This window comes from Pedobacter deserti (assembly GCF_024436415.1).
GTDB classification, from domain to species: domain Bacteria; phylum Bacteroidota; class Bacteroidia; order Sphingobacteriales; family Sphingobacteriaceae; genus Pedobacter; species Pedobacter faecalis.
This window is the reverse complement of the sequence record NZ_JAFMZQ010000001.1, coordinates 444,880-464,920: the sequence shown is the minus strand read 5'-3', so window position 1 is coordinate 464,920 and position 20,041 is coordinate 444,880. Positions and strand designations below refer to the sequence as shown.

Genomic DNA, 20,041 nt, shown 5'->3' with positions numbered 1-20,041 from the left:
TTAAGCAGCTTTCTTATTTTAGCATCCGATGAAGAACATGAACCTCGACTTTTCTATAGTCATCTGCACTTATAATCCCGACCCTAGAATACTCGGGCGTTGCTTGGCTGCAGTTGACGCTTTAAACAAAAGTGCTTTGGATTATGAGATTATACTAGTCGATAACAATAGTACCGTTCCTCTCGCGGGTCAAGATTATATCGAAAAATACCGGAGTAGATTATCGAATTTCCAGGTTCTTTTAGAGCCGGAACAAGGCCTTACTCCAGCTAGGATGGCGGGTATTAACGCTGCGGCAGGAAGGCATGTTGTTTTTTTTGATGACGATAATGAGCCGGAGAGCCATTATCTCCAGGAGCTATTGGTATTGATCGAACGGCACAGCCATGTAGTAGCATGGGGACCCGGAAACATTGACGTTGATTTCATCGATGGCATTCAACCAGGCATTGAAGCGTTTGCCAGGTCGGTATTTCAGGAGAGGCGCAGCACTCATGTTGAATATGCTAATATCAGGTCATGGCAAGCATGTTATCCTTTTGGCACGGGGATGTGTGTACGAACATCCTATCTGAAAGAATTTGCGCGCCGGACCAAAAATGGAGAGTTCACGCTTCCGGATAGAACAGGCGATGCGCTGAGTAGTGGTGGTGACGTTCAGATTATTTTGTTTGTCCTAAAAAGCGGAGCAGCAGCAGGCATCTCCCCCGGCTTGAAGTTGACGCATATTATTCCCTCGAAACGTGCTAACTTCGAATATATTAAGCGATTATTATATGCTGTTTACTTAGGGGGCGCTATAACTATTCTGGAAGTTTTTCCCGAGCAAAGGGACGCCATATTAGGCGCATCAATATCCAAATCAAAATTCTCGAGAAGGGCACTGAAGAAGTATCTGGGCTTGCTACTTAATAACAAGCCAACGAGAGTTTTCAAGTTCATTATATATATAGCGTCTGTTAGCGGCGAGTACCTTGCCTTAAAAAGGCCGGTGCCTTCTCTTGTAACCTGGATTATCCGGAGAATGGTATTTCGGTAAAGCTTGCCTAAAGTTTTAGGAAACGACGGATTCTATTTTTGGGCTTATTATATACCCGCCATTTTTCTTTCAGATTGAGTTCTCTGAAAGTAACGGCAAAGTCTGCATCTTTTTGCGGAAGCACATACTTGGGGAGCGTGATTTGTCCAAGAGTCCCCGTTTCGATCTGGCTGTACGCGTTCGCCTCATCTAATGTGTGTGTTGCCCCTTTGCCAAATCCAATGTTCTTAATGAGACTCACATTTGGAATCACCGACAGCCCGTTATTAAAGAAATTAATGATGGTAAGCTGATAATCCCAGGTATCTATCTTGCCGGATTTTAAGTCTTTGAAGATTTGCACCCAGAACTCAATAGCAAAACGATCACTGAATATTTTGGCGAATTGATCCTCTACTTCCGATGCTTCGTATCGGCTTAAATATTTGTCGTAATCTTTCCACACACGCGCCCAACTTGCCCATCCCCAAACGTTTGTCTGGTTGGAATAATATACGCTGGCAGTGTTCCATATTTTCCCGAGTTGCAGATTACAACCGGCTACATGCCTGAAGCGCGTGTCATCCCGGAAATGTTCCAGCATGTAATCACAATAGCGAAAAAAGTCCGGTTCGGGCAAGCAATCGTCTTCAAGAATAATGCCCTCCGGTTCGTTTGAAAAGAACCAGTCAATCGCTCCGGAAACTGCGTCGCGGCAGCCCAGGTTCTCCGTCCTGACAAGGCGCTGAACGGTACAAGGCCAGGTTATCTGATCGACGATTTCAAGAACTTTTTTGCATAAGTCTGTTTCGTCTGGACGATTGCCTCTGGGGCCGTCCGCGGCTATGTACAGGCGCGAAGGCTGCGCCTTTCTGATCTCATCGAACACTAATTTTGTTACTTCCGGCCTGTTAAACACCAAAAAAAGGATGGGCGACTTAACCTGATACGCTTTGGTCATTTCTGGAACTTTTTGTAAACATCTATGGTTTTTTCAAGTGATTCTGCGATAGAGAATTTTTCTAGCTGGATTGCTCCGGCAGCATTTAAGTTAGCCCGCAGTGATGAGTTGTACAATGCCGCCTTAACTTCGGAATAGATGCTTTGAGGACAAGTCGGGTCAAAATAGCGAACCGCACCCTCGCCGATTTCTCTGAAACAAGGGGTATCGCTCGCCAATACGGGGCAGTTGCAGTCAAAAGCCTCCAAAATTGGGAAGCCAAATCCTTCATATAAGGAGGGAAATACGAAGCAAAGTGCATTCTCATATAGACCCCTTAACTCCCCGTCGTGTGCATTGATCTGAATGACCTTGTTAGATATTTTTAATCGGCGCAGAAGCTCTATTTCGGCAGTTTGCAGTTCTCCTCCGCCAGCACAGACCAAATGTAAATCTTGTGTTTCGGACAAGATCGGGGCCACCGCTGTAACGAACGCTATAAAGTTCTTGTATCCACCCCTGTCGCCCACGAAGAGAAGGTATTCCCTGAAACGATCTGGTTCTGAATGTGTAGATTCGGACAAGCTTTTGTAGCCGTGATGGATAACCGAAATACAGTCAGGCTGTACTCCCAGGATGTCTATGAGGTCTTTTTTTGTTGTATCAGATATAGCGATAATATGCGATGCTTCCTCAATACATTGTCTTTTATGCGCAGCGGTAGGGTCTGTTCGATCAAAGAAAGCAGGATAACGCTCATGTATCATGTCGTGGACAGTCAGAATAAAACCGCTCTTGCAGTATGGTATGAAATAGGGATCGTAATAGGTCGGATGAAAGATATTGTAAGACTCTTTTTTCAAGAGATGCACACTATATTTTTGGTTCCATTTGTAAATCTTTCTTTGTTTCTTTAACAGCATTTTGCCAACGGTTTTTTGCCGGGGGGTTAGCAGTGATTGCAAGTAATAGTTTGTGCTGTATAAAACGCCAAGCGAAACGCGGAGGTGCTTTTGTGCTTCTGACTGAGAGATTATATTTGCAAAATACCGTGAAATTCCTCCGTACGAACTTTGCAGGGAGAAGATCTGGTGATCAATTAGAAGGTGTGTTGACTGATCGTCCATATTATTTTATTATCCTCTAATCATTAAACGCCTGCATGGAAATCAGACGTTTATAGAGGCCGTTTTGAGCAAGTAGTTCAGTATGATTGCCGGCTTCTACTATCTTCCCTTTCTCGATAACTGCAATCTTATCTGCGTGCTGAATGGTACTTAACCTGTGGGCGATGATCACGCATGTGCGGTTTTTCATCAGGTTATTTAAGGCGTCTTGTACAAGTCTTTCGGACTCTGTATCGAGCGCTGAGGTCGCCTCATCAAGCAGCATGATAGGAGGATTGGCAAGTACTGCCCTGGCTATGCAGATTCGTTGCCTTTGGCCTCCTGATAATTTATTGCCGCGGTCGCCCACATTGGTGTGATATCCTTCCTCGGTGTTCAGAATGAACTCGTGTGCATTCGCGATTTCGGCTGCGCGGACGACCTCTTGCTCTGTTGCCCCCGGCTTACCGTAAGCAATGTTGTTGTAGATTGAGTCATTAAACAGGAAGGAGTCCTGATTTACAATGCCCATCTGTGCACGGATGCTTTCGGTATTCAGGTCGCCGTAAGGCTGGTCATCGAGGTAGAGCGTTCCGGAAATGGGTTCGTGGAAACGAGGTATCAAATCCATAAGGGTGCTTTTTCCCCCTCCTGAGGGCCCTACTAAGGCTACTGTTTGACCTTTCCTGATTTCAAGGCTGATGTCATCAAGCACAATCTTGTCCCCATAACCGAAGGTCACGTGTTCAAGTCTAAGTGCTTTATCGAATGTCTCGACTTGCCTCGCCCCCGGTTTGTCGCTAAAAGCCGGTTTAGTGTCTATGAGCGCAAGTACGCGCTCACCTGCAGTAATTCCGGAATGAATTCCGCTGAATGAATCACTTATTGCCTTAACAGGCTGCATTACCTGCGAAAAAGTAGCAATATATACCAGAAATTTGGCCGGTGTAAGATCACCCTGACCATTCAAAATAAGCATGCCTCCATAAAGGACAATTCCTGCAACAACAATTACACCGAGCGTTTGAGATACAGGCGAAGCCAATTGCTGGCGCCTTGCAATTTTCCGGTTCAAATAAGAATAGAACTTGTTTTCCTCGTTGAAGCGTTCCTTTGTTCGCCCGGTAGCGTTGAAGGCTTTTACGATCTTGATTCCGCTCAGCGCTTCGTCAAGGAAGCCCAGCATCTTGGCGAATGATTCGTGAGACTGATTTGTTTGTTGCTTAAGGCGTTTAACGATCTTACTTATGATTAGTCCCGCAACCGGGATTACCAAAAGTGAGAAGAGGGTGAGTTTAACCGAAATAGACAACAGGATAGCAATATAGAAAAGCAATTGCGCGGGTTCTTTAAAGACTACCTGAAGCGTATTTGTAACGGTAAACTGAACGATCTGCACGTCTGAAGCGACTTTTGATATAATGTCTCCTTTTCGCTCATTGTTAAAGAACCCAACATTGAGGTCCATGACATTATTAAATACGGTCCGGCGGAGGTTTAACAATGTATGCACCCTCAAATCTTCCATATAACGCTGAGAGAGATAGCGAAAGAGATTGGCGAGAATAACAACGACAACAATAGTGATGCAGACAATCTTCAAAGTATAGATCTTTCCCTCTGTCTGGATCATGTAATTGACATACTCGTTGTATTTGCCGACAGGGTCAAAAAATGCATCGGAGGTGTCTATATTTCGTGTAGTGGAGGAACTTCCTGTAAACAGCGTCTCAAGCAAAGGTCCGATAAGGGTGAACAGCGCGGTGTTGAAAAATATGGCAATAAGTGTAGCAATGATATAAGGGATCGCAAATTTTTCAATTGGCTTTGCAAAGGAGAGAAGTCTGAAATATATCTTCATTAAACGGGTATAAAACGCTAAGTTAAGTATAGTTAGGGTTTAACCGTGGAACTTGACCGAAAATTGGATAAAAGATGACAATGCTTATTTCTCCTTTGGAAGAAAAACAGTGATTATACTCATCATACTTTTTAGCAATGACCATGCGACTTTATGCTTCCGGATTCTTAAGAATTGACGACCACGCCTCGATCTTAATACTGTAAGGGTTTCGCGGTCCTCATAAAAGGCAGGAAAATGTCGTTTCAGGACCAGGTTGCGTTCGCCGTGCATGGATACGTGATTATTTATCTCGGAAGAGATGCCCGTCGCATCGTAATTTGTAATGATCATGTCTAAATGTTGATATGAAACATTTTCCTTACATATGGTATAGATGAAGAATTCCCAGTCTGACACTATTCGGAAATTTTCATTGTAGAGGAAGAATTTTTGAAATAATTCCCGTTTGATAAAGCTTGCCTGGTGTGATATGTTGTGTTCAATAAAAAACGAAAACGATAATAAGGGGGGAAAGGTCCTGAGTTGTTGTTTTCCAGGCTCTTCATAGATTATATTGCCGTAGTATATGTCCTTGCTGCCCGCAATAGATAACGCGACACTCTGCAAAACCATTTTGTCATGAAGATAATCTCCACTGTTAAGAAACAGCAGATAGTCGCCCGAAGCCTTTCTAATGCCTTTATTCATCGCGTTGTAGATGCCTGTGTCGGGCTCGCTGATCAGGACGTCTATTTTATCTTTGTATTTACCTAAGATATCTCTACTGTCATCTGTACTGGCGCCATCAATGACCAGGAACTCAAAGTCACGAAATGTCTGCTCAGTCACACTTCTGATTGTTTTCTCCAAGCCGTAAGCGTTGTTCAGGTTCACCGTTATGATGGATATTTTGCTCGTCATGTTATGAAAAGTTCTGGTCGTCCAAATGTGCAATAAGCTCTTTTATAGTTTTCCCGATGGCTTCAGGATTATATTCTGATATGGCTTCTGACGAGTTGCTGCTAAGCCTGGCCCAAAGCTGAGCGTCGTTGTAGAGCCTCATTACTTGATTGGCAAAAGATTTAGCTGTGTCGGCAATCAGGACATGTTTCCCGTCGACTAGACCCATTCCTTCAACACCGACCTGGGTAGATACAATGGGTAAGGCGTATTCAAAGCTCTGCCCAAGTTTGCCTTTCATTCCGGCCCCATAACGTAGCGGTGCCACAAAAACCCGGTGATTTATAAAATATTCGGAAACGTCTTTTACATAACCCGGTACATGGACCTGCCCGGATCGTAAATTTAGAATTTCATTTGTAGGGTCGCTTCCGAGCAGGGTTAATTCGACATCGGGATCTTCCTTCCAAACATCCGGCATAATTTCGTTTACCAACCAGAGCGCAGCGTCAATATTCGGTTCGTGTTTGTATCCTCCTATAAAGAGAATCCCTTTTCGAGACAGGAAAGGCGAGACATCCCCAACCGCCCGCGAATGGACGTTGGGTACGACCCAGACATTCTTGATTTGCTCATTTATCAGCAGTTCTTTTTCAACCTGGGTAACCGTAACTGTGATGTCGCTTCGACGGGCGAGGTGCAACTCCCTTTTTTTTGTTTCAAGTGCTTTTTTCCTTAACCTGGGATTTTGTGTTTCTTCCGCCTGTCGTAACATCCGTACATAATGGAGGTCGACAGTATCAAAGATTTTCTTTGTATGCTTATTTAATCGAGGTTGAAACCGGCTGTTTAGCGCCGGTCTGGACAACCAGGCGTAATGAATCAGGTTAAGGTTTTTATTCAACAATCGTTGCGCGACGGCACGGTCCTCACATATTACCTCTACCCCCATTGATTGGAGTTGTGAATAATAGGGTTCTTTTCGCATGCCGTCGTCTGCAATGAATATGACATTAAGATCCATCTTCAGGAAGATCTTAATCAGTTCAAACAGCCGTCTTGATCCGGACGACTGATCATAGAGCGGCAGCGTGTCGTCAACAATCAGCAAGCTCTTTGACTTTGCTTGAGCCAGCGGCTGCTTCCGCTTTGAGGATAGTATATTGAAAATTGTTGCTATAAAGTCTCTCATTAACGTTTTCTATTGAACCGGCCAGAGTTGGCAAGGCATTCATTAAGGATAAATTTGAATAAGGTGAAAGCCGACCGTTTTCTGACAAAGAAAAGTTTGCTTCTATGTCGAAGCAACGTTACCAAAAGTGTGCGCGAAAACGGCTGCCGCTCTAGTACTGCATATCCGTCTAGGAGCTGGTCGATCAGCTTGCCTGTCGCGCGGGGAGTAACAGCATGGTTTTTAAACAGCTTAAGTGTATTGATGCGTCGTGTACGTTCGGTCGTACGTGTGTCAGAAGATGTTGTATTGGAGGCATGCCTGCGATGGCTCACCAAAGGCTCTGTTATGAACTTGATTCTGCCTAAAGAGGCGGCGGTGTAAGCCATCCACCAGTCATAGTATGTTTCTTTCGGAAATGGCAATACATATGCCTTAAGTGAACAATGGAATAAGCTCGCATGGCCCGAAACACAATTGTTGTAAAGGAGATATTGTTCGCAATGTCCGCTAACAAAGCGATGTCCGTCTGACAATCTCTTTCCTGTGAGCCGATCTTCTTCGATAACAGCCGAGTCGTGATAGATCAGCAACGAAGAACCGATAGCTGCGTAGAGTTTTGAAAGTTTCTGCAGATCCCATACGTCGTCCTGGTCTGCAATGGCAATGTAGGTTCCCTCACAAAGCCCAAGCGCCTTCTCAAAGTTTCGGTTAAAGCCAATATTGTTTTCATTCCGATATAAACGGATTCGCTTGTTTCGGTCGCGGTAAGACTCCAGAATGTCATACGTGCTGTCGGCAGAACAGTCGTCTACAATCACCACTTCGAAATTAGGATAGTCCTGTGCGAGAAGGGTGTCCAGTTGAGCCTCGATATGCTTTTCACCATTATAAGTGCACAGGGCAATAGAAATGAGTTCATTTTTCATTTTATCATCCTTTTTTTCGCGCCGTTCACGATCTTCGATAAGAAAAGACTTAGCGGATTATTTAGTAGTGGACGCATAATAGATCCTGACAGATGGAATACTGTCGTATTCGTCTGTATCCACCGGCTTTGGAAAAACTGGTTATATTTTTTTACCAGTTTTCCGCGTATCCTGTAGAAATCCTCGTCACGGATGCCGCGGCTTTTGTGTGTAAGGTTAAAGGGGATCACATATGCACTATAACCGTTCATCTCGGCATGCAGACACAGATCAGTGCCATACATGTGAAAGCCTGAAAGGTTGCCGGATACATTTAATGGGATTCCGTTTTTGAGGAGCAGGAAATTCTCATCGAGCGATCTTACTTTCAAAGGTAATTTGCCTTTTGACACAAGGCTGCCATCTGTATAGGTAATATGGTACACCACATGATTTGGCGCAGCTGCGCCGGCGTTTCCGCATATCCCCCAGGCGGGGTCGAGTTCGTCGAGCTCTTTCAGTAAGTGACGAAGTTTCCCGATCTTATCACCTTCGATCAGTATATCCTGGTGGCAAATGATAATGTATTTACCACGGGCTTCCCGAAGGAACCGGTTTATACCCGCATAGGCGTCAAACGTACAGCCATTCCGATTGTCGACATGCATGAATTCTGTATTGTCCGTAAATCCGGCAGCCAAAAAGGAACTAAGCATAGCTTCATACTCTTCCTGGCGTGTAACAAAGGTACATACCGAGAACTCAAAACTATATTGAATTGGCCCAATGACCCTCGAAATGTTTGCTGCAGAGCTCATCCAAATGCTTAAGTTAACGGTTCAAATATAGTACAGATCGTAGCAGGTTTCTCAAAGTTATTAGATGATGTTCCTGAACCAGTAATCAAACTTCCTGAAGTCTTTCTTCGCTAAGGGCTTGTGCTTATCAAAAATCCAGTACAAATCTGCATTTGAATAGAAAGATGCGACGAGGGAAAAGGTACTTGGTGGGCCTATAATATACTCACATTTTGAAAGCAGACAGAGGTCTTCTCCAGGATTTCCGTTTAGTGTATAGCATCGCTGTTTTGTTATCCCTTGGAAAACGTCGACATCAACCTTGTGATTACTGACGATATAAATACTTACGTCATCCATCCCAGACTCCTGAAGAAAGCCTGATATGATCTCCGCATAATCTTCGTCAGAAAAAAAGTATTTGCCATCGTGCCAGGTAGCGTAATCGCCCCGTCTGATATGAAGGCCAATACACGGTTTGTTTGCCGGATGCGATGCCATAAATTGTTCCACGGCATTGCGAGTCCTGGTGTTAAATTCAAAAAGTTTTTTGATTTCCGTCCGGTATTTCAGAAACAGCTCATACTTGCGAAAATACCAGCCGTTGACCAGGATGGGTTTGCTGGTTTTTAGCAGTTCAGTTTTTTGCGATTGATCTTCTTCAGGTTCGTTAAGTTCGATGCAGGGTATTACACCTAATTTTGCGCCATATTTTGCTGATAAATAGGTGATCCAGTTATACCCACGTTCGTTGTTGATATTGAAATAAGGATATTTGTAACAAAACCTTAGTCCGATGATTTTGAGGTTATTCTCGCGTGCAAATGCATAGTAATGTCCAAACTGTAAGATGTTGTTGCACATTTGACCGTATCCGGAAAGGTATATCATAGCCGGCTCCTTTTTTTTGACAATGCCATTTTGTATTTCAGAAAGGTGCCTAAGGCCGCAAAGCTGCTAATAATCAAGCCGGCTACGCCATCCAGAAATCCAAGCTTGATAAAGTAGGACCGGACAAAGATGCTTGCTGGAGAGAATACCATCTTGAAAAATAGTACTATAGAAGTTCGCTTTAGCTGGTCTGCCGATCCGAGTACAGCATATGCTCTGGTTTTGGCAGCAAGTTCACTTCTTGTGCTATAGGCATAATGAAGTAGCTTTCCTTTTAAGTCCTCTACAGTAAGCCCTGACAAGGTCAGTTGTTCATGGACTGCGGCCTCGTTCCATCTGACATGCCGCGGGAACAGGCGAATCTTTTTGTCGGGATTCCAGATACCATATCTTATCCACTGTCCGCAATAATTGTTCAGCCGGCGGAATCTGTAAGCTCCAGTTAAGCTGGATTTAATGGTCTTAATTTCTTCTATGAGATCATGGGACAGCTCTTCATCGGAATCCATCGACAGTATGAAAGGAGATTGAGCTTCTTTATGGCCGATGTTCTTGGTGGGGCCGTACCCAAGCCAAGCAGTGGATATGACTTTGCAGCGGTAGGAAGACGCGATTTCGACAGTGCGATCCGTACTGCCCGAGTCGATGACTATGACTTCGTCTGCCACCTCACGAGCGCTTTCAAGACAGCGCCCAATAGTGTGCTCTGCATTTTTTGTAATCACGACGGCCGAAATCTGCATCTCAGTTCAGTTTTTTTAAAAGTTCTTGCCTGTAAATTTTCAGCGCGGAGAAAAGACCTTGATTTTTGGGCTCCGAATATTTGAGCATCTCCTGGAACCGTTGCTTTGATGCACTTGCTTTTTTTAAATTTCGGATTATGAGAACTAATGCACGCCAATAGATCAGATTTAAGGCGAGCGTGCGCAAAAGAACTTCCACAACTGTTTGTATCCACCACATGGTGAGGCTAAGCCCTTGAAGGTGGATGTAATGCACGTAAAATTTGTTGCGAAGCGTGAGTAATTTTATTTTTCGCTTTTTGCTGTGTTTTTTGATCGTAGTTGAGACCTGATGCATGCATGCTGCCCCCGGAACGTAGTACATCTTCCAACCCATACGAAGTGCTCTAAGCGAGAGCTCCACGTCTTCCACATAAAAGGGGCTGAGCAATTCGTCATAGCCACCGAGGTCAAGTAATTTTTTCCTGTCTATCAATGCATTTGTTCCCGATAGAAACATGGTAAGTAATGGCTCGTTTTTCAGGGCTTGGTCTGCCTTAACATAATAGTTTTGGTTGGCTTTAATTTTGAATAGGTGACGGTTGATGAGTTTGCCTCCTCCCTGAAGGATATCGCTGTTCCAGTTTAGGACAGTTGCGTTGATGCCGAAGGTTTTCGGATCCTGGAAAAAACGCAGTTGTGGTTCAAAATATGGCGCAATGAGTTTAACATCATTGTTTAAAATCAGGACAAGATCCATCTTCGCAGCGTAGATACCCTTGTTTACCGTTCCTGAGAATCCGAGGTTTTCCTCGTTTCTAATAACAATTATTTCAGGGTAGGTCTGTTGGATAAACTCGACGGACTCGTCGTTTGAACGGTCGTCGACGATGATCACTTCATAAGGCGCTGTTGTAGTGGAAAGACAGTGAAACAAGTCTGGCAATATTTCGGCCAGGAGACTTTTTCCGTTATAATTAGGGATAACTACAGATATGCTGAAATTCATTCACCGATTAATTACATATTGTCTTTCTTTGTACAAAGATATATATATTATAATGCATTCATTTACGCAATTGGTGGCGGAATTGAAATCGGGCGATTTCAAGGCGCTCGCCAGAGTGCTTACATTGGTTGAGAATGATATAGAACCAGCTATGGATATTCTGAAGGGGCTGGAAGCAAGCTCGGTACCAGTGATTGGATTTACCGGTCCCCCTGGAGCGGGGAAGTCGACCTTGGTCAGTGCCGTTGCCGGCAGGCTTTCCGCTGAAGGTAAGCGAGTGGGCATACTGGCTGTCGATCCTACTTCGCCGTTTAATTTCGGTTCCTTGCTTGGAGACAGGATCAGAATGTCCGGGCATTTTAATGATCCGAACGTGTTTATCAGATCGCTGGCGACAAGGGGTGCGTTGGGAGGTATTTCTGCCAAAACGATAGAGATGACGGATGTTTTCAAAGCCGCTGGCTTTGACGCAGTGCTTGTTGAAACTGTTGGTGTCGGACAATCAGAGATCGAAGTTGCGGGTATCGCTGACACAGTGATCCTCGTGCTGGTTCCAGAATCCGGAGACGAGATCCAGCACATTAAATCTGGGATTATGGAAATAGCGCAAGCGCTTGTCGTAAATAAGGCCGACAGGGACTACGGGGATGCTTATACGGCCAGATTGAAAAAGTTTGTGTCTTCAGTACAACACCATGTTCCCGTGTTTAAAACGGTTGCAGACAAAGGCGAAGGTGTCGACGAGTTAATGGACTGGTTAAATACTGCCCCTGCTTTCGACCAGGACCGCCGTGTTTTCCTGCTGGCAGAGAAAGCCTTTAAAATCATTCAGCACCATAGAATGAGAAATGTTGACAGAGACCGGTTGTACGCCGAGATCAGCGCAGGTCTTCGATATCCTGGGTTTAATTTATATCGGTTTGTTGACCAGTACAATTCGGGTCAGATGTCTTAAAAACAGGACTAGTGATGCTAAAAATGGACTTGCACGACGGTCTGACCAACAAATAAGATGTCTAAACGAAAGAAAAATTAGACGGATTCTGACTTTGGAACGGAGTTTGTATAAGTGTTTGGGAAATTAAAAATTTGTTTAATTTTGCTACACAAAAAAATTATACAATTAAAAATTTGTTTAACCTTAAAAAAGAAAATTATGAATTATTCTACTTTAAAAAAGAGCTTGGCGGTTTCCTTCGCGGCTTTAGTGGGAGTTACTTCTCTTGCTAGCGCTCAGGAAGCTACTACTACAAGTTCTTCTTCTTCAGCCAAGGTATTTGGCGGAAGAGGTCAGTACAGAACATGGTCTTTCGGTATCAATGCAGGCGTTTTGTCTCCATTCGTTGCTGTAGGTGGATCTAACGATTTCACCAACTGGGATGCTGAATTAGGTTATGGTATCTCTTTAAGAAAGCAATTAGGTCATTCTTTCGCTATCGAAGGTAACTTGTTCCGTGGAAAAGTAAGTGGTCACAATGAGGACAATGACGGAAACGAAATCGCTGTTAACGGAAACAGAAACTTCACTACTGAGTTAGGCTATGCAGCTGACATCAGAGGTGTTGTTAACGTAGCAACCATCGATTTCCTCCGTAGAGAAAACTCTGTAAACTTCTTCGTTACTGCTGGTTACGGTTTAGTTGCTTATAACCCAATGCTGAATGGTGTTGACCTGACTGCAAACGGTGGTGTTTTCGGTGAAGACGGAGACAACGACTATATCAAAGAAGCTTACATTCCTGTAGGCGCTGGTATCAAGTTCAAAGTTTCTGAGCGTGTTTCGTTTAACTTAGGTTACACTATGCACTTTATTGATGGTGATAACTTTGACGGACTTTACGCGAAAGCTACTTCTAAAGACAAGTTCTCTTACGGATATGCTGGTCTTGAGTTCTCTTTGGGTTCAAGCTCGAAGCCAAACCTGGATTGGGTAAACCCAGTTGCTTTAATGTATGATGAATTGAAAGATCCATCACTACGTCAGGAAGTTGAGGCGTTGAAAAACCGTGTGGCTAACGTAGAGCGTTCTGTGGAAGATCTTAAGAAAGATTCTGATGGTGATGGTGTTTCTGATCAGTTTGACAAGTGCCCTGGTACTCCTGCTGGTACAGCTGTTGACGGTTCAGGATGTCCGCTTCCAGCTCCAACTACTGCTGCAGTAGGTACTGCTACTGGTTTCGAAACAATCCAGTTCGAGTTCAACTCTTCAGTTCTTAAAACAGAAGCTTACCCAGTATTAGATAAACTGTCTTCAGTTTTGCGTGAAAGCGGTGGTAAAGTAACTGCAAACGGTTACGCTTCTAGCGAAGGTACTGCCGCATACAACCTGAAGTTATCTAAAGACAGAGCAAATTCTGTTAAAACTTACCTGGTTAACTCAGGCGTAAGCGCTAGCCAGGTTACTACTAAAGGATTTGGTGAAGCTAACCCTGTTGCTTCTAACGATACTGAAGAAGGTCGTATCCAAAACCGTCGTGTTGAGACTGTTAGAAATTAATTTTCTAATTATCAATAGAAAAGAGGGCTTCAATAGAGGCCCTCTTTTTATATATATGAACTTTATTACCCACAAAAAATGAAAAGAACAATAAATACTACAAATGCACCAGCACCTATCGGTCCGTATAATCAGGCTGTGGCCGCGGGAGGCTTTCTATTCTTATCCGGACAAATCGCTATAAATCCGGAGAGTAATGAATTAAGTTTGGGAAGTATCGATAGTGAAACCCATCAGGTGATGCGCAATATCAAGGCTGTCCTGCTTGAAGCTGGCTACGGATTAGAGGATGTGGTAAAAACAACCATCTTCCTTTCTGACATGAGTCTGTTTGCAGAGGTGAATGAAATTTACGGTTCTTATTTCACTTCCGAATTCCCGACAAGAGAAACAGTTGCCGTGAAAGGATTGCCTAAGGGCGTAAATGTGGAGATTTCCGTGGTTGCTTTTAGAGCATAGTCTTGAGTGCGGCTTCACGTTATGTTGCTGCGGGAATACTTTCCGCTGTTATCTGGGGTTTCTTCTCTATCCCGCTTAGGAATCTTAAGGCATATCCTGCAGAGGAAATACTTTATTATCGCATATTCACGTCAGTCATTCTGATCTGGGGTGCTATTCTCTTGTTCAGGAGAAGGAAGTTGGAGGCGGACAAACTGTATCTGCGTTCGTCAAGTTTCAGGCAGCGCAGGCTTATATTCTGGCAGATTCTGCTTTCAACAGTTTTGCTAGTGAGCAACTGGTATACTTTTATCTATGCGATCAACAATGTAAGCCTGAAATCTGGTGCTTTTGCATATATGGTTTGTCCGCTTATTACGGCTTTTGGAGGATTTGTAATCTTAAAGGAACAGTTGTCTGTAACAAAATTTATTGCGCTTGGTCTGGCGCTTTTGAGCATTATGCTTCTGGCTACTGGTTCTCTTGTTGAGGTGACCTGGTCGGTCATTATTGCTGCATTATATGCTTTTTACCTGATCATACAGCGTAAAATGCAGCACCTCGACAAACTGAATGTTCTGGCAGTACAGATCTCGCTGGCTGTGGTTATCCTGCTCCCTTTCTATTTCTCGGGTCACCATGAACTCCCTGAGACACTTTTGTTCTGGACGAACATTATCGTCATCGCGGCTCTATTTACCATCATTCCATTGTTTCTTAGCCTGTACGCGTTGATCGGAATATCATCGTCGACTCTGGGTATCATGATATATATAAACCCGATCATTGCTTTTGCCGTCGCTATCCTCTATTTCGGTGAAGGGGTTGATCATCACCAATTTTTCGCCTATAGTCTGCTTTTGTTTGCCGTATTCTTGTTTAATTGGAACATAATTAAAGATATTTTTACCTTTAAAGTGAAATAATCTGATACCTTGTACCCGTCTATTCTAGATACACAGATTGAGTTTCTTAAGGGTGTGGGCCCAAAGCGGGCTGAACTCCTGCAGAAGGAGCTTAATATATTTAGTTACTCGCATCTGCTCGAGTACTATCCGTTCCGTTATATCGACCGCACGCGATTTATTAAAGTGGCTGAACTCAACGCTGATCTGCCTTTCGTGCAGATTGTGGGTAGGGTAGTCCGCAAGGAATTGATTGGCGAAAAAAGTAAGAAGCGCATCGTTGTACGGTTCGGGGATGAGACAGGCGCTATGGAACTGGTATGGTTCCAAAGCTTAAAATGGGTAGACGAACAGGTTTCGGTAGGGAAGGTTTATATTGCTTTCGGCAAACCGACGCTTTTTAACAATATGTACAGTATTGCCCATCCCGAAATGGAGACTTATCCCAGAAGACAGGATGCGGTGGGTAATCTGAGTTTGCAGCCTGTCTATTCTTCTACGGAAAAACTAAAGAAATTTATGCTCGACAGCAAGGGCATCCAGAAGTTACAGATGCAGCTTTTGGAGCAATGTTTTTCCGAACTGAGAGAGACTATTCCAACTTACGTGTTGAGGCAGGAAGGCTTGGTGTCGAGGAATACGGCGATACTCAACGTCCATTTTCCCAAAACTCAGGATATGCTTCAGTCGGCATTGCGGCGACTGAAATTTGAAGAGTTATTTTTCATCCAACTTCAGATGCTGTATGCGAAGAAGGATCGGGAACTTCGCTTTCTTGGCCATCCGTTTGGTCGTGTTGGCAGCAAAGTCAATACGTTTTACCACGAGCTCCTCCCGTTTGAACTGACTGCAGCGCAGAAAAGGGTTATCAGGGAGATCAGGCATGATACGCAAATGGCGCGTCAAATGAACAGGCTTGTCCAGGGAGATGTTGGTAGCGGTAAAACCGCGGTCGCTTTAATCAGCATGCTTCTAGCAGCTGATAATGGTTTCCAGGCTTGTATGATGGCGCCAACTGAGATCCTGGCACGACAGCATTTCGAGTCGATCCAAAGCCTATTGAAAGAAAGGATTGTAAACGTGGCAATTCTGACCGGAAGTACGGCCAAAAAGGAGCGTGCAGCCTTACATAAAGCTTTGGAATCAGGAGAGATCGATATATTGGTCGGGACGCATGCACTCATTGAAGATCGGGTAGTGTTTAACAATCTTGGTCTCGTCGTCATAGACGAGCAGCACCGGTTCGGTGTGGAGCAGCGCGCCAGGTTATGGAGGAAGAGTTCCATTCCACCCCATATACTTGTTATGACAGCTACACCGATCCCGCGCACACTCGCCATGACCTTGTATGGTGATCTGGACGTCTCCGTCATAGACGAACTGCCGAAAGGAAGGAAGCCGATTGATACCAGGCACTTTTTTGAGGGACAGCGGTTAAGGATGTTTGGTTTTTTGAGGCAGGAGATAGCTAAGGGTAGGCAGGTGTACATCGTTTACCCCTTGATAAAGGAGAGCGAAAAACTTGATTTGCTGCATCTGGAAGCAGGCATTGAGCAATTGAGTTATCAGTTTCCCCGGCCTGACTATCAAATCAGCATTGTGCACGGCAAGATGAGCAATGCTGATAAGCAGTTTGAAATGCAGCAGTTCATCGACGGTAAAAGTCAGATTATGGTTGCTACTACGGTAATTGAGGTTGGTGTTAACGTCCCTAACGCTTCGGTGATGGTTATTGAAAACGCCGAGCGCTTTGGTCTTTCGCAACTGCATCAGCTTCGGGGACGTGTGGGAAGGGGCGCGGATCAGTCATATTGTATCCTGATGTCTGGTAACAAGTTGAGCGCAGAGGCCAAACTTCGGCTCGAGACCATGGTGAAAACCAATAACGGGTTCGAGATATCCGAAATTGACCTGCAGCTACGTGGACCGGGTGACTTGTCTGGTACTCAGCAAAGTGGGGTGCTCAATCTTAAACTTGCCGACCTGACTACAGATCAGGCACTCCTTACACAGGCGCGATCGACGGTTGCCCGGATATTGGAGTCTGATCCTATGCTGGAGAATCCTGATAATGGCGTGCTAAAAACCTATCTTCAGCGTAAAAATCCCGGGATCGGATTTAATAAAATTTCATGATCAGTCTTCGTCACTTCCCGGCGCAGATCCAGCACCGCTATATGCGCCCTTACGGATGACTGGCACACCGAGATGCTTGTACAGGTCGTCCAGATGAAGCAAACTGCCATTTACTTTATTGCCAAGTAAAATGATCACAATATCTTTGTCGATGTCGCGAACATAAATGTGGCGGAAGCCGTGCCACCAGCCCGTATGGTACACAACCTTTCTGTTGCCTTCTCCATCAAATATTCTCCAGCCGTAGCCATAGTTAAAGTGACCGTTAACCGGCTTGTTTCGCCCTTTGTAGGCCGAATCGAGGGTGACCTTTTTAAGCAGGCGTCCCTTCCTGAGCGCATGGTCGAAAAGCAAAAGATCATGAATTGTACTGTAGATACCTTTATCACCTACGGGGCCATCCAAAAAATTCTGGGCAACTGAATAACGCCATGAGTTGCGGTCGTGGCCAACGACATCGACCGGTATTTTCGGGTATACAGTCGTTGAATAGACATGCGTGTTTTTCATGCCTGCTGGCTTAAACACATGTTCCATCATATAATCGGCGTATAGTTTCCCAGTCACTTTTTCAACGATCGCTGCCAGAACCATATAGTTAGAGTTATTATAATGGAAGCGTGTATCAGGTTTGGCGTACGGGTTCGGTTTCCGCTCGGCAATGATCTTCATGACCTCCTGATTAGACACACCTTTTTTCATATCCCTCTTTTCTTTTCGCCATATCTCGTCTATGAAATAAACATAATTCATCATGCCGCTGCGATGGCTTAACAGTAACCTTACAGTAATCCCGTCATAGGGGAAATCGGGGTAGAACTTTTTCACATCATCGTCGAGAGATAGTTTGCCCTGCTCCACTAGTTGCATAATGGCTGTACCTGTAAACGGTTTCGACACTGAGGCTAATTCAAATTCGGATGCTGTTTTCAGGCTATCCCGGTGAAGGTAGTCGGCCCAGCCAAGGGCTTTCTGATAAATGATCCTGCCCTTTTTTGCAACAAGCACATTGCCGTTAAATCCTGACCTGGTATGAAGGCGCTGCATAAATTCGGCAACGTACTTGTCTTCCTTACTGCTGTCGTATACAAGAAGCAGACTGTCTGTTTTATCATCCTCTTTAGTGCGCACTTTAGGGTCGCCCTTAGTCTCTGAGCTTAAGCAGGATACAAGAGAGAACGTAGCAAATAATATAGAAGCCAGCAAAAATCTGTGTTTCATTGAGGTGTGATCGTGTAAAAGGGCCGAAAATTAGCATAAATAACCCTGAAAGCGCAAAAGAGTTTTGAACATTATCCAATACTTTACATTCACGTATGCCATTAAAAGTTAAATTTGCCTTTAAACAATACTTGAAAACAATGAGCTTTAGAATTGAACGTGATACAATGGGTGAAGTGCAGGTTCCTGCAGATAAATATTGGGGTGCACAAACTGAGAGATCAAGGAATAATTTTAAGATTGGGCCTGAAGCATCCATGCCGAAGGAGATTATTTATGCCTTTGGCTACCTGAAAAAAGCAGCGGCATACGCTAATATGGATTTGGGAGTGCTTTCTGCTGAAAAAGCTGAGGCTATAGCAAGTGCCTGCGATGAAATTATAGAGGGAAAGCTTGACGACCAGTTTCCTTTGGTAATTTGGCAAACTGGATCTGGTACACAAAGCAATATGAATGCAAATGAGGTGATTGCATACCGGGCACATGTGCTTCAGGGAGGTTCACTGGAAGATGAAAAGAAGATTCTGCATCCGAATGATGATGTGAACAAGTCACAGTCCTCAAACGACACCTATCCGACTGCCATGCATATCGCGGCATATAAGCAGGCGGTTGAGATTACAATTCCCGGACTTGAGAAACTTCGCGCAACACTTTCTGCAAAATCAGCCAGTTTCAAGGATATTGTAAAGACCGGTCGCACGCACTTTATGGATGCCACTCCCCTGACGTTAGGGCAAGAGTTTTCAGGTTATGTCCAACAGATCGATAACGGGTTGCGGGTAATTAAGAACGCATTGGAAATGGTGCGTGAGCTGGCATTGGGCGGCACGGCTGTTGGTACAGGGCTGAATACCCCGAAGGGTTATGATACCTTGGTCGCCGCAAAGATTGCAGCGCTTACGGGTCTGCCGTTTGTAACCGCTCCTAACAAGTTTGAGGCTCTTGCGGCGCATGACGCCATGGTAGAACTCTCTGCAGCGTATAAGCGGGTCGCAGTCTCACTGATGAAGATTGCCAACGATATCAGGATGCTGAGTTCAGGGCCTCGCTGTGGTATAGGGGAAATTATTATACCCGACAACGAGCCGGGATCCTCGATTATGCCTGGAAAGGTTAATCCGACCCAACCAGAGGCTCTGACGATGGTTTGTGCACAAGTGTTAGGAAATGATGTTACGGTAAGCATTGGAGGAAGTAACGGGCATTTTGAATTAAACGTCTTCAAGCCAGTTATTGCTGCCAATGTGCTGCAGTCGGGCAGGCTGATTGGCGATGCCTGCGTGTCATTCAACGATAAGTGTGCGGAAGGCATAGAACCGAATCTGCCTGAACTTAAGAAGCACCTGGAAAATTCATTGATGCTGGTGACATCCTTAAACCCTCATGTAGGTTATGAAAACGCGGCTAAGATTGCAAAGAAAGCGCATAAGGAGAATAAGACTTTAAAGGAAGCCGCTTTAGAACTGGGCTTGCTTACAAGCGAGCAATTCGATGAGTGGGTTCGTCCTGAAGATATGGTGGGAAGCTTGAAATAAT

The 20,041-nt window shown here is 44.5% G+C and carries 18 protein-coding genes; 7 read left to right on the top strand and 11 right to left on the bottom strand.

Annotation, left to right across the window (positions count from 1 at the left end):
* Window positions 1-28 precede the first annotated feature (28 nt).
* Window positions 29-1,039 carry a glycosyltransferase family 2 protein gene (locus tag J3P40_RS02160; protein ID WP_370687706.1) on the top strand — a complete coding sequence of 337 codons (1,011 nt, stop codon included), beginning with the start codon at window positions 29-31 and terminating at the stop codon, window positions 1,037-1,039.
* 7 nt (window positions 1,040-1,046) lie between these two features.
* Here the strand turns inward: J3P40_RS02160 and J3P40_RS02155 are convergent, their stop codons facing one another.
* From J3P40_RS02155 to J3P40_RS02110, 10 genes are all read right to left on the bottom strand, one after another.
* Complete coding sequence (locus tag J3P40_RS02155) at window positions 1,047-1,979, bottom strand: nucleotide-diphospho-sugar transferase (RefSeq protein WP_256002407.1); 933 nt, start codon at window positions 1,977-1,979, stop codon at window positions 1,047-1,049.
* A complete protein-coding gene (locus J3P40_RS02150; protein WP_256002404.1) occupies window positions 1,976-3,085 on the bottom strand; it encodes a glycosyltransferase family 4 protein in 1,110 nt (369 codons plus the stop codon). The genes J3P40_RS02155 and J3P40_RS02150 overlap by 4 nt, the downstream gene beginning before the upstream one ends.
* A gap of 16 nt (window positions 3,086-3,101) precedes the next feature.
* Window positions 3,102-4,925 carry an ABC transporter ATP-binding protein gene (locus tag J3P40_RS02145; RefSeq protein ID WP_256002401.1) on the bottom strand — a complete coding sequence of 608 codons (1,824 nt, stop codon included), beginning with the start codon at window positions 4,923-4,925 and terminating at the stop codon, window positions 3,102-3,104.
* Window positions 4,926-5,009: 84 nt separating this feature from the next.
* A complete protein-coding gene (locus J3P40_RS02140; protein WP_256002398.1) occupies window positions 5,010-5,828 on the bottom strand; it encodes a glycosyltransferase family 2 protein in 819 nt (272 codons plus the stop codon).
* Window position 5,829: 1 nt separating this feature from the next.
* Window positions 5,830-6,999, bottom strand: a complete 1,170-nt coding sequence (locus J3P40_RS02135) for a glycosyltransferase (protein ID WP_256002395.1) — start codon at window positions 6,997-6,999, stop codon at window positions 5,830-5,832.
* Window positions 6,999-7,907, bottom strand: coding sequence for a glycosyltransferase (locus J3P40_RS02130; RefSeq protein WP_256002392.1), 909 nt, complete (start codon window positions 7,905-7,907; stop codon window positions 6,999-7,001). Before J3P40_RS02130 ends, J3P40_RS02135 begins: the two co-directional genes overlap by 1 nt.
* Window positions 7,904-8,704, bottom strand: a complete 801-nt coding sequence (locus tag J3P40_RS02125) for a glycosyltransferase family protein (RefSeq protein ID WP_256002389.1) — start codon at window positions 8,702-8,704, stop codon at window positions 7,904-7,906. The genes J3P40_RS02130 and J3P40_RS02125 overlap by 4 nt, the downstream gene beginning before the upstream one ends.
* A gap of 60 nt (window positions 8,705-8,764) precedes the next feature.
* Window positions 8,765-9,574 carry an alpha-1,2-fucosyltransferase gene (locus tag J3P40_RS02120; protein ID WP_256002387.1) on the bottom strand — a complete coding sequence of 270 codons (810 nt, stop codon included), beginning with the start codon at window positions 9,572-9,574 and terminating at the stop codon, window positions 8,765-8,767.
* Complete coding sequence (locus J3P40_RS02115; RefSeq protein WP_256002384.1) at window positions 9,571-10,317, bottom strand: glycosyltransferase family 2 protein; 747 nt, start codon at window positions 10,315-10,317, stop codon at window positions 9,571-9,573. Before J3P40_RS02115 ends, J3P40_RS02120 begins: the two co-directional genes overlap by 4 nt.
* Window position 10,318: 1 nt before the next feature.
* On the bottom strand, window positions 10,319-11,305 hold the full coding sequence (locus tag J3P40_RS02110; protein WP_256002381.1) for a glycosyltransferase family 2 protein: 987 nt from the start codon (window positions 11,303-11,305) through the stop codon (window positions 10,319-10,321).
* A gap of 52 nt (window positions 11,306-11,357) precedes the next feature.
* Here J3P40_RS02110 and meaB point away from each other — a divergent pair, with 52 nt between their 5' ends.
* The 5 genes from meaB (at window position 11,358) to recG (ending at window position 17,281) form a co-directional block, all read left to right on the top strand.
* Window positions 11,358-12,260 carry a methylmalonyl Co-A mutase-associated GTPase MeaB gene (meaB, locus tag J3P40_RS02105; protein WP_256002378.1) on the top strand — a complete coding sequence of 301 codons (903 nt, stop codon included), beginning with the start codon at window positions 11,358-11,360 and terminating at the stop codon, window positions 12,258-12,260.
* Between the two features lie 201 nt (window positions 12,261-12,461).
* On the top strand, window positions 12,462-13,802 hold the full coding sequence (locus J3P40_RS02100; protein ID WP_256007043.1) for an OmpA family protein: 1,341 nt from the start codon (window positions 12,462-12,464) through the stop codon (window positions 13,800-13,802).
* A 78-nt stretch (window positions 13,803-13,880) separates the two neighbouring features.
* The gene (locus J3P40_RS02095) at window positions 13,881-14,261 is read left to right on the top strand and encodes a RidA family protein (RefSeq protein WP_256002376.1); all 381 of its coding nucleotides are present in this window, start codon (window positions 13,881-13,883) and stop codon (window positions 14,259-14,261) included.
* Between the two features lie 2 nt (window positions 14,262-14,263).
* A complete protein-coding gene (locus J3P40_RS02090) occupies window positions 14,264-15,166 on the top strand; it encodes an EamA family transporter (protein ID WP_256002373.1) in 903 nt (300 codons plus the stop codon).
* 9 nt (window positions 15,167-15,175) lie between these two features.
* Entirely contained in the window at window positions 15,176-17,281 is a 2,106-nt protein-coding gene (gene recG / locus J3P40_RS02085; protein ID WP_256002370.1) for an ATP-dependent DNA helicase RecG, read from the top strand.
* Here the strand turns inward: recG and J3P40_RS02080 are convergent, their stop codons facing one another.
* Window positions 17,282-18,502, bottom strand: a complete 1,221-nt coding sequence (locus J3P40_RS02080) for a serine hydrolase domain-containing protein (RefSeq protein ID WP_256002367.1) — start codon at window positions 18,500-18,502, stop codon at window positions 17,282-17,284.
* A gap of 140 nt (window positions 18,503-18,642) precedes the next feature.
* On the opposite strand from J3P40_RS02080, the gene fumC reads away from it, so the two are divergent.
* Window positions 18,643-20,040: a class II fumarate hydratase gene (gene fumC, locus J3P40_RS02075; protein WP_256002364.1), complete on the top strand. Its 1,398-nt coding sequence runs from the start codon at window positions 18,643-18,645 to the stop codon at window positions 20,038-20,040.
* Window position 20,041 lies beyond the last annotated feature (1 nt).

What these genes read in the sequence shown, in the direction of transcription:
- J3P40_RS02115 (WP_256002384.1), bottom strand. Translation starts at nt 10,317, where the DNA reads ATGCAGATTTCGGCCGTCGTGATTACAAAAAATGCAGAGCACACTATT.
- J3P40_RS02135 (WP_256002395.1), bottom strand. Translation starts at nt 6,999, where the DNA reads ATGAGAGACTTTATAGCAACAATTTTCAATATACTATCCTCAAAGCGG.
- J3P40_RS02080 (WP_256002367.1), bottom strand. Translation starts at nt 18,502, where the DNA reads ATGAAACACAGATTTTTGCTGGCTTCTATATTATTTGCTACGTTCTCT.
- fumC (WP_256002364.1), top strand. Translation starts at nt 18,643, where the DNA reads ATGAGCTTTAGAATTGAACGTGATACAATGGGTGAAGTGCAGGTTCCT.
- J3P40_RS02140 (WP_256002398.1), bottom strand. Translation starts at nt 5,828, where the DNA reads ATGACGAGCAAAATATCCATCATAACGGTGAACCTGAACAACGCTTAC.
- J3P40_RS02100 (WP_256007043.1), top strand. Translation starts at nt 12,462, where the DNA reads ATGAATTATTCTACTTTAAAAAAGAGCTTGGCGGTTTCCTTCGCGGCT.
- J3P40_RS02120 (WP_256002387.1), bottom strand. Translation starts at nt 9,574, where the DNA reads ATGATATACCTTTCCGGATACGGTCAAATGTGCAACAACATCTTACAG.
- J3P40_RS02155 (WP_256002407.1), bottom strand. Translation starts at nt 1,979, where the DNA reads ATGACCAAAGCGTATCAGGTTAAGTCGCCCATCCTTTTTTTGGTGTTT.
- meaB (WP_256002378.1), top strand. Translation starts at nt 11,358, where the DNA reads ATGCATTCATTTACGCAATTGGTGGCGGAATTGAAATCGGGCGATTTC.
- J3P40_RS02110 (WP_256002381.1), bottom strand. Translation starts at nt 11,305, where the DNA reads ATGAATTTCAGCATATCTGTAGTTATCCCTAATTATAACGGAAAAAGT.
- J3P40_RS02145 (WP_256002401.1), bottom strand. Translation starts at nt 4,925, where the DNA reads ATGAAGATATATTTCAGACTTCTCTCCTTTGCAAAGCCAATTGAAAAA.
- J3P40_RS02160 (WP_370687706.1), top strand. Translation starts at nt 29, where the DNA reads ATGAAGAACATGAACCTCGACTTTTCTATAGTCATCTGCACTTATAAT.
- J3P40_RS02130 (WP_256002392.1), bottom strand. Translation starts at nt 7,907, where the DNA reads ATGAAAAATGAACTCATTTCTATTGCCCTGTGCACTTATAATGGTGAA.
- J3P40_RS02125 (WP_256002389.1), bottom strand. Translation starts at nt 8,704, where the DNA reads ATGAGCTCTGCAGCAAACATTTCGAGGGTCATTGGGCCAATTCAATAT.
- J3P40_RS02095 (WP_256002376.1), top strand. Translation starts at nt 13,881, where the DNA reads ATGAAAAGAACAATAAATACTACAAATGCACCAGCACCTATCGGTCCG.
- J3P40_RS02150 (WP_256002404.1), bottom strand. Translation starts at nt 3,085, where the DNA reads ATGGACGATCAGTCAACACACCTTCTAATTGATCACCAGATCTTCTCC.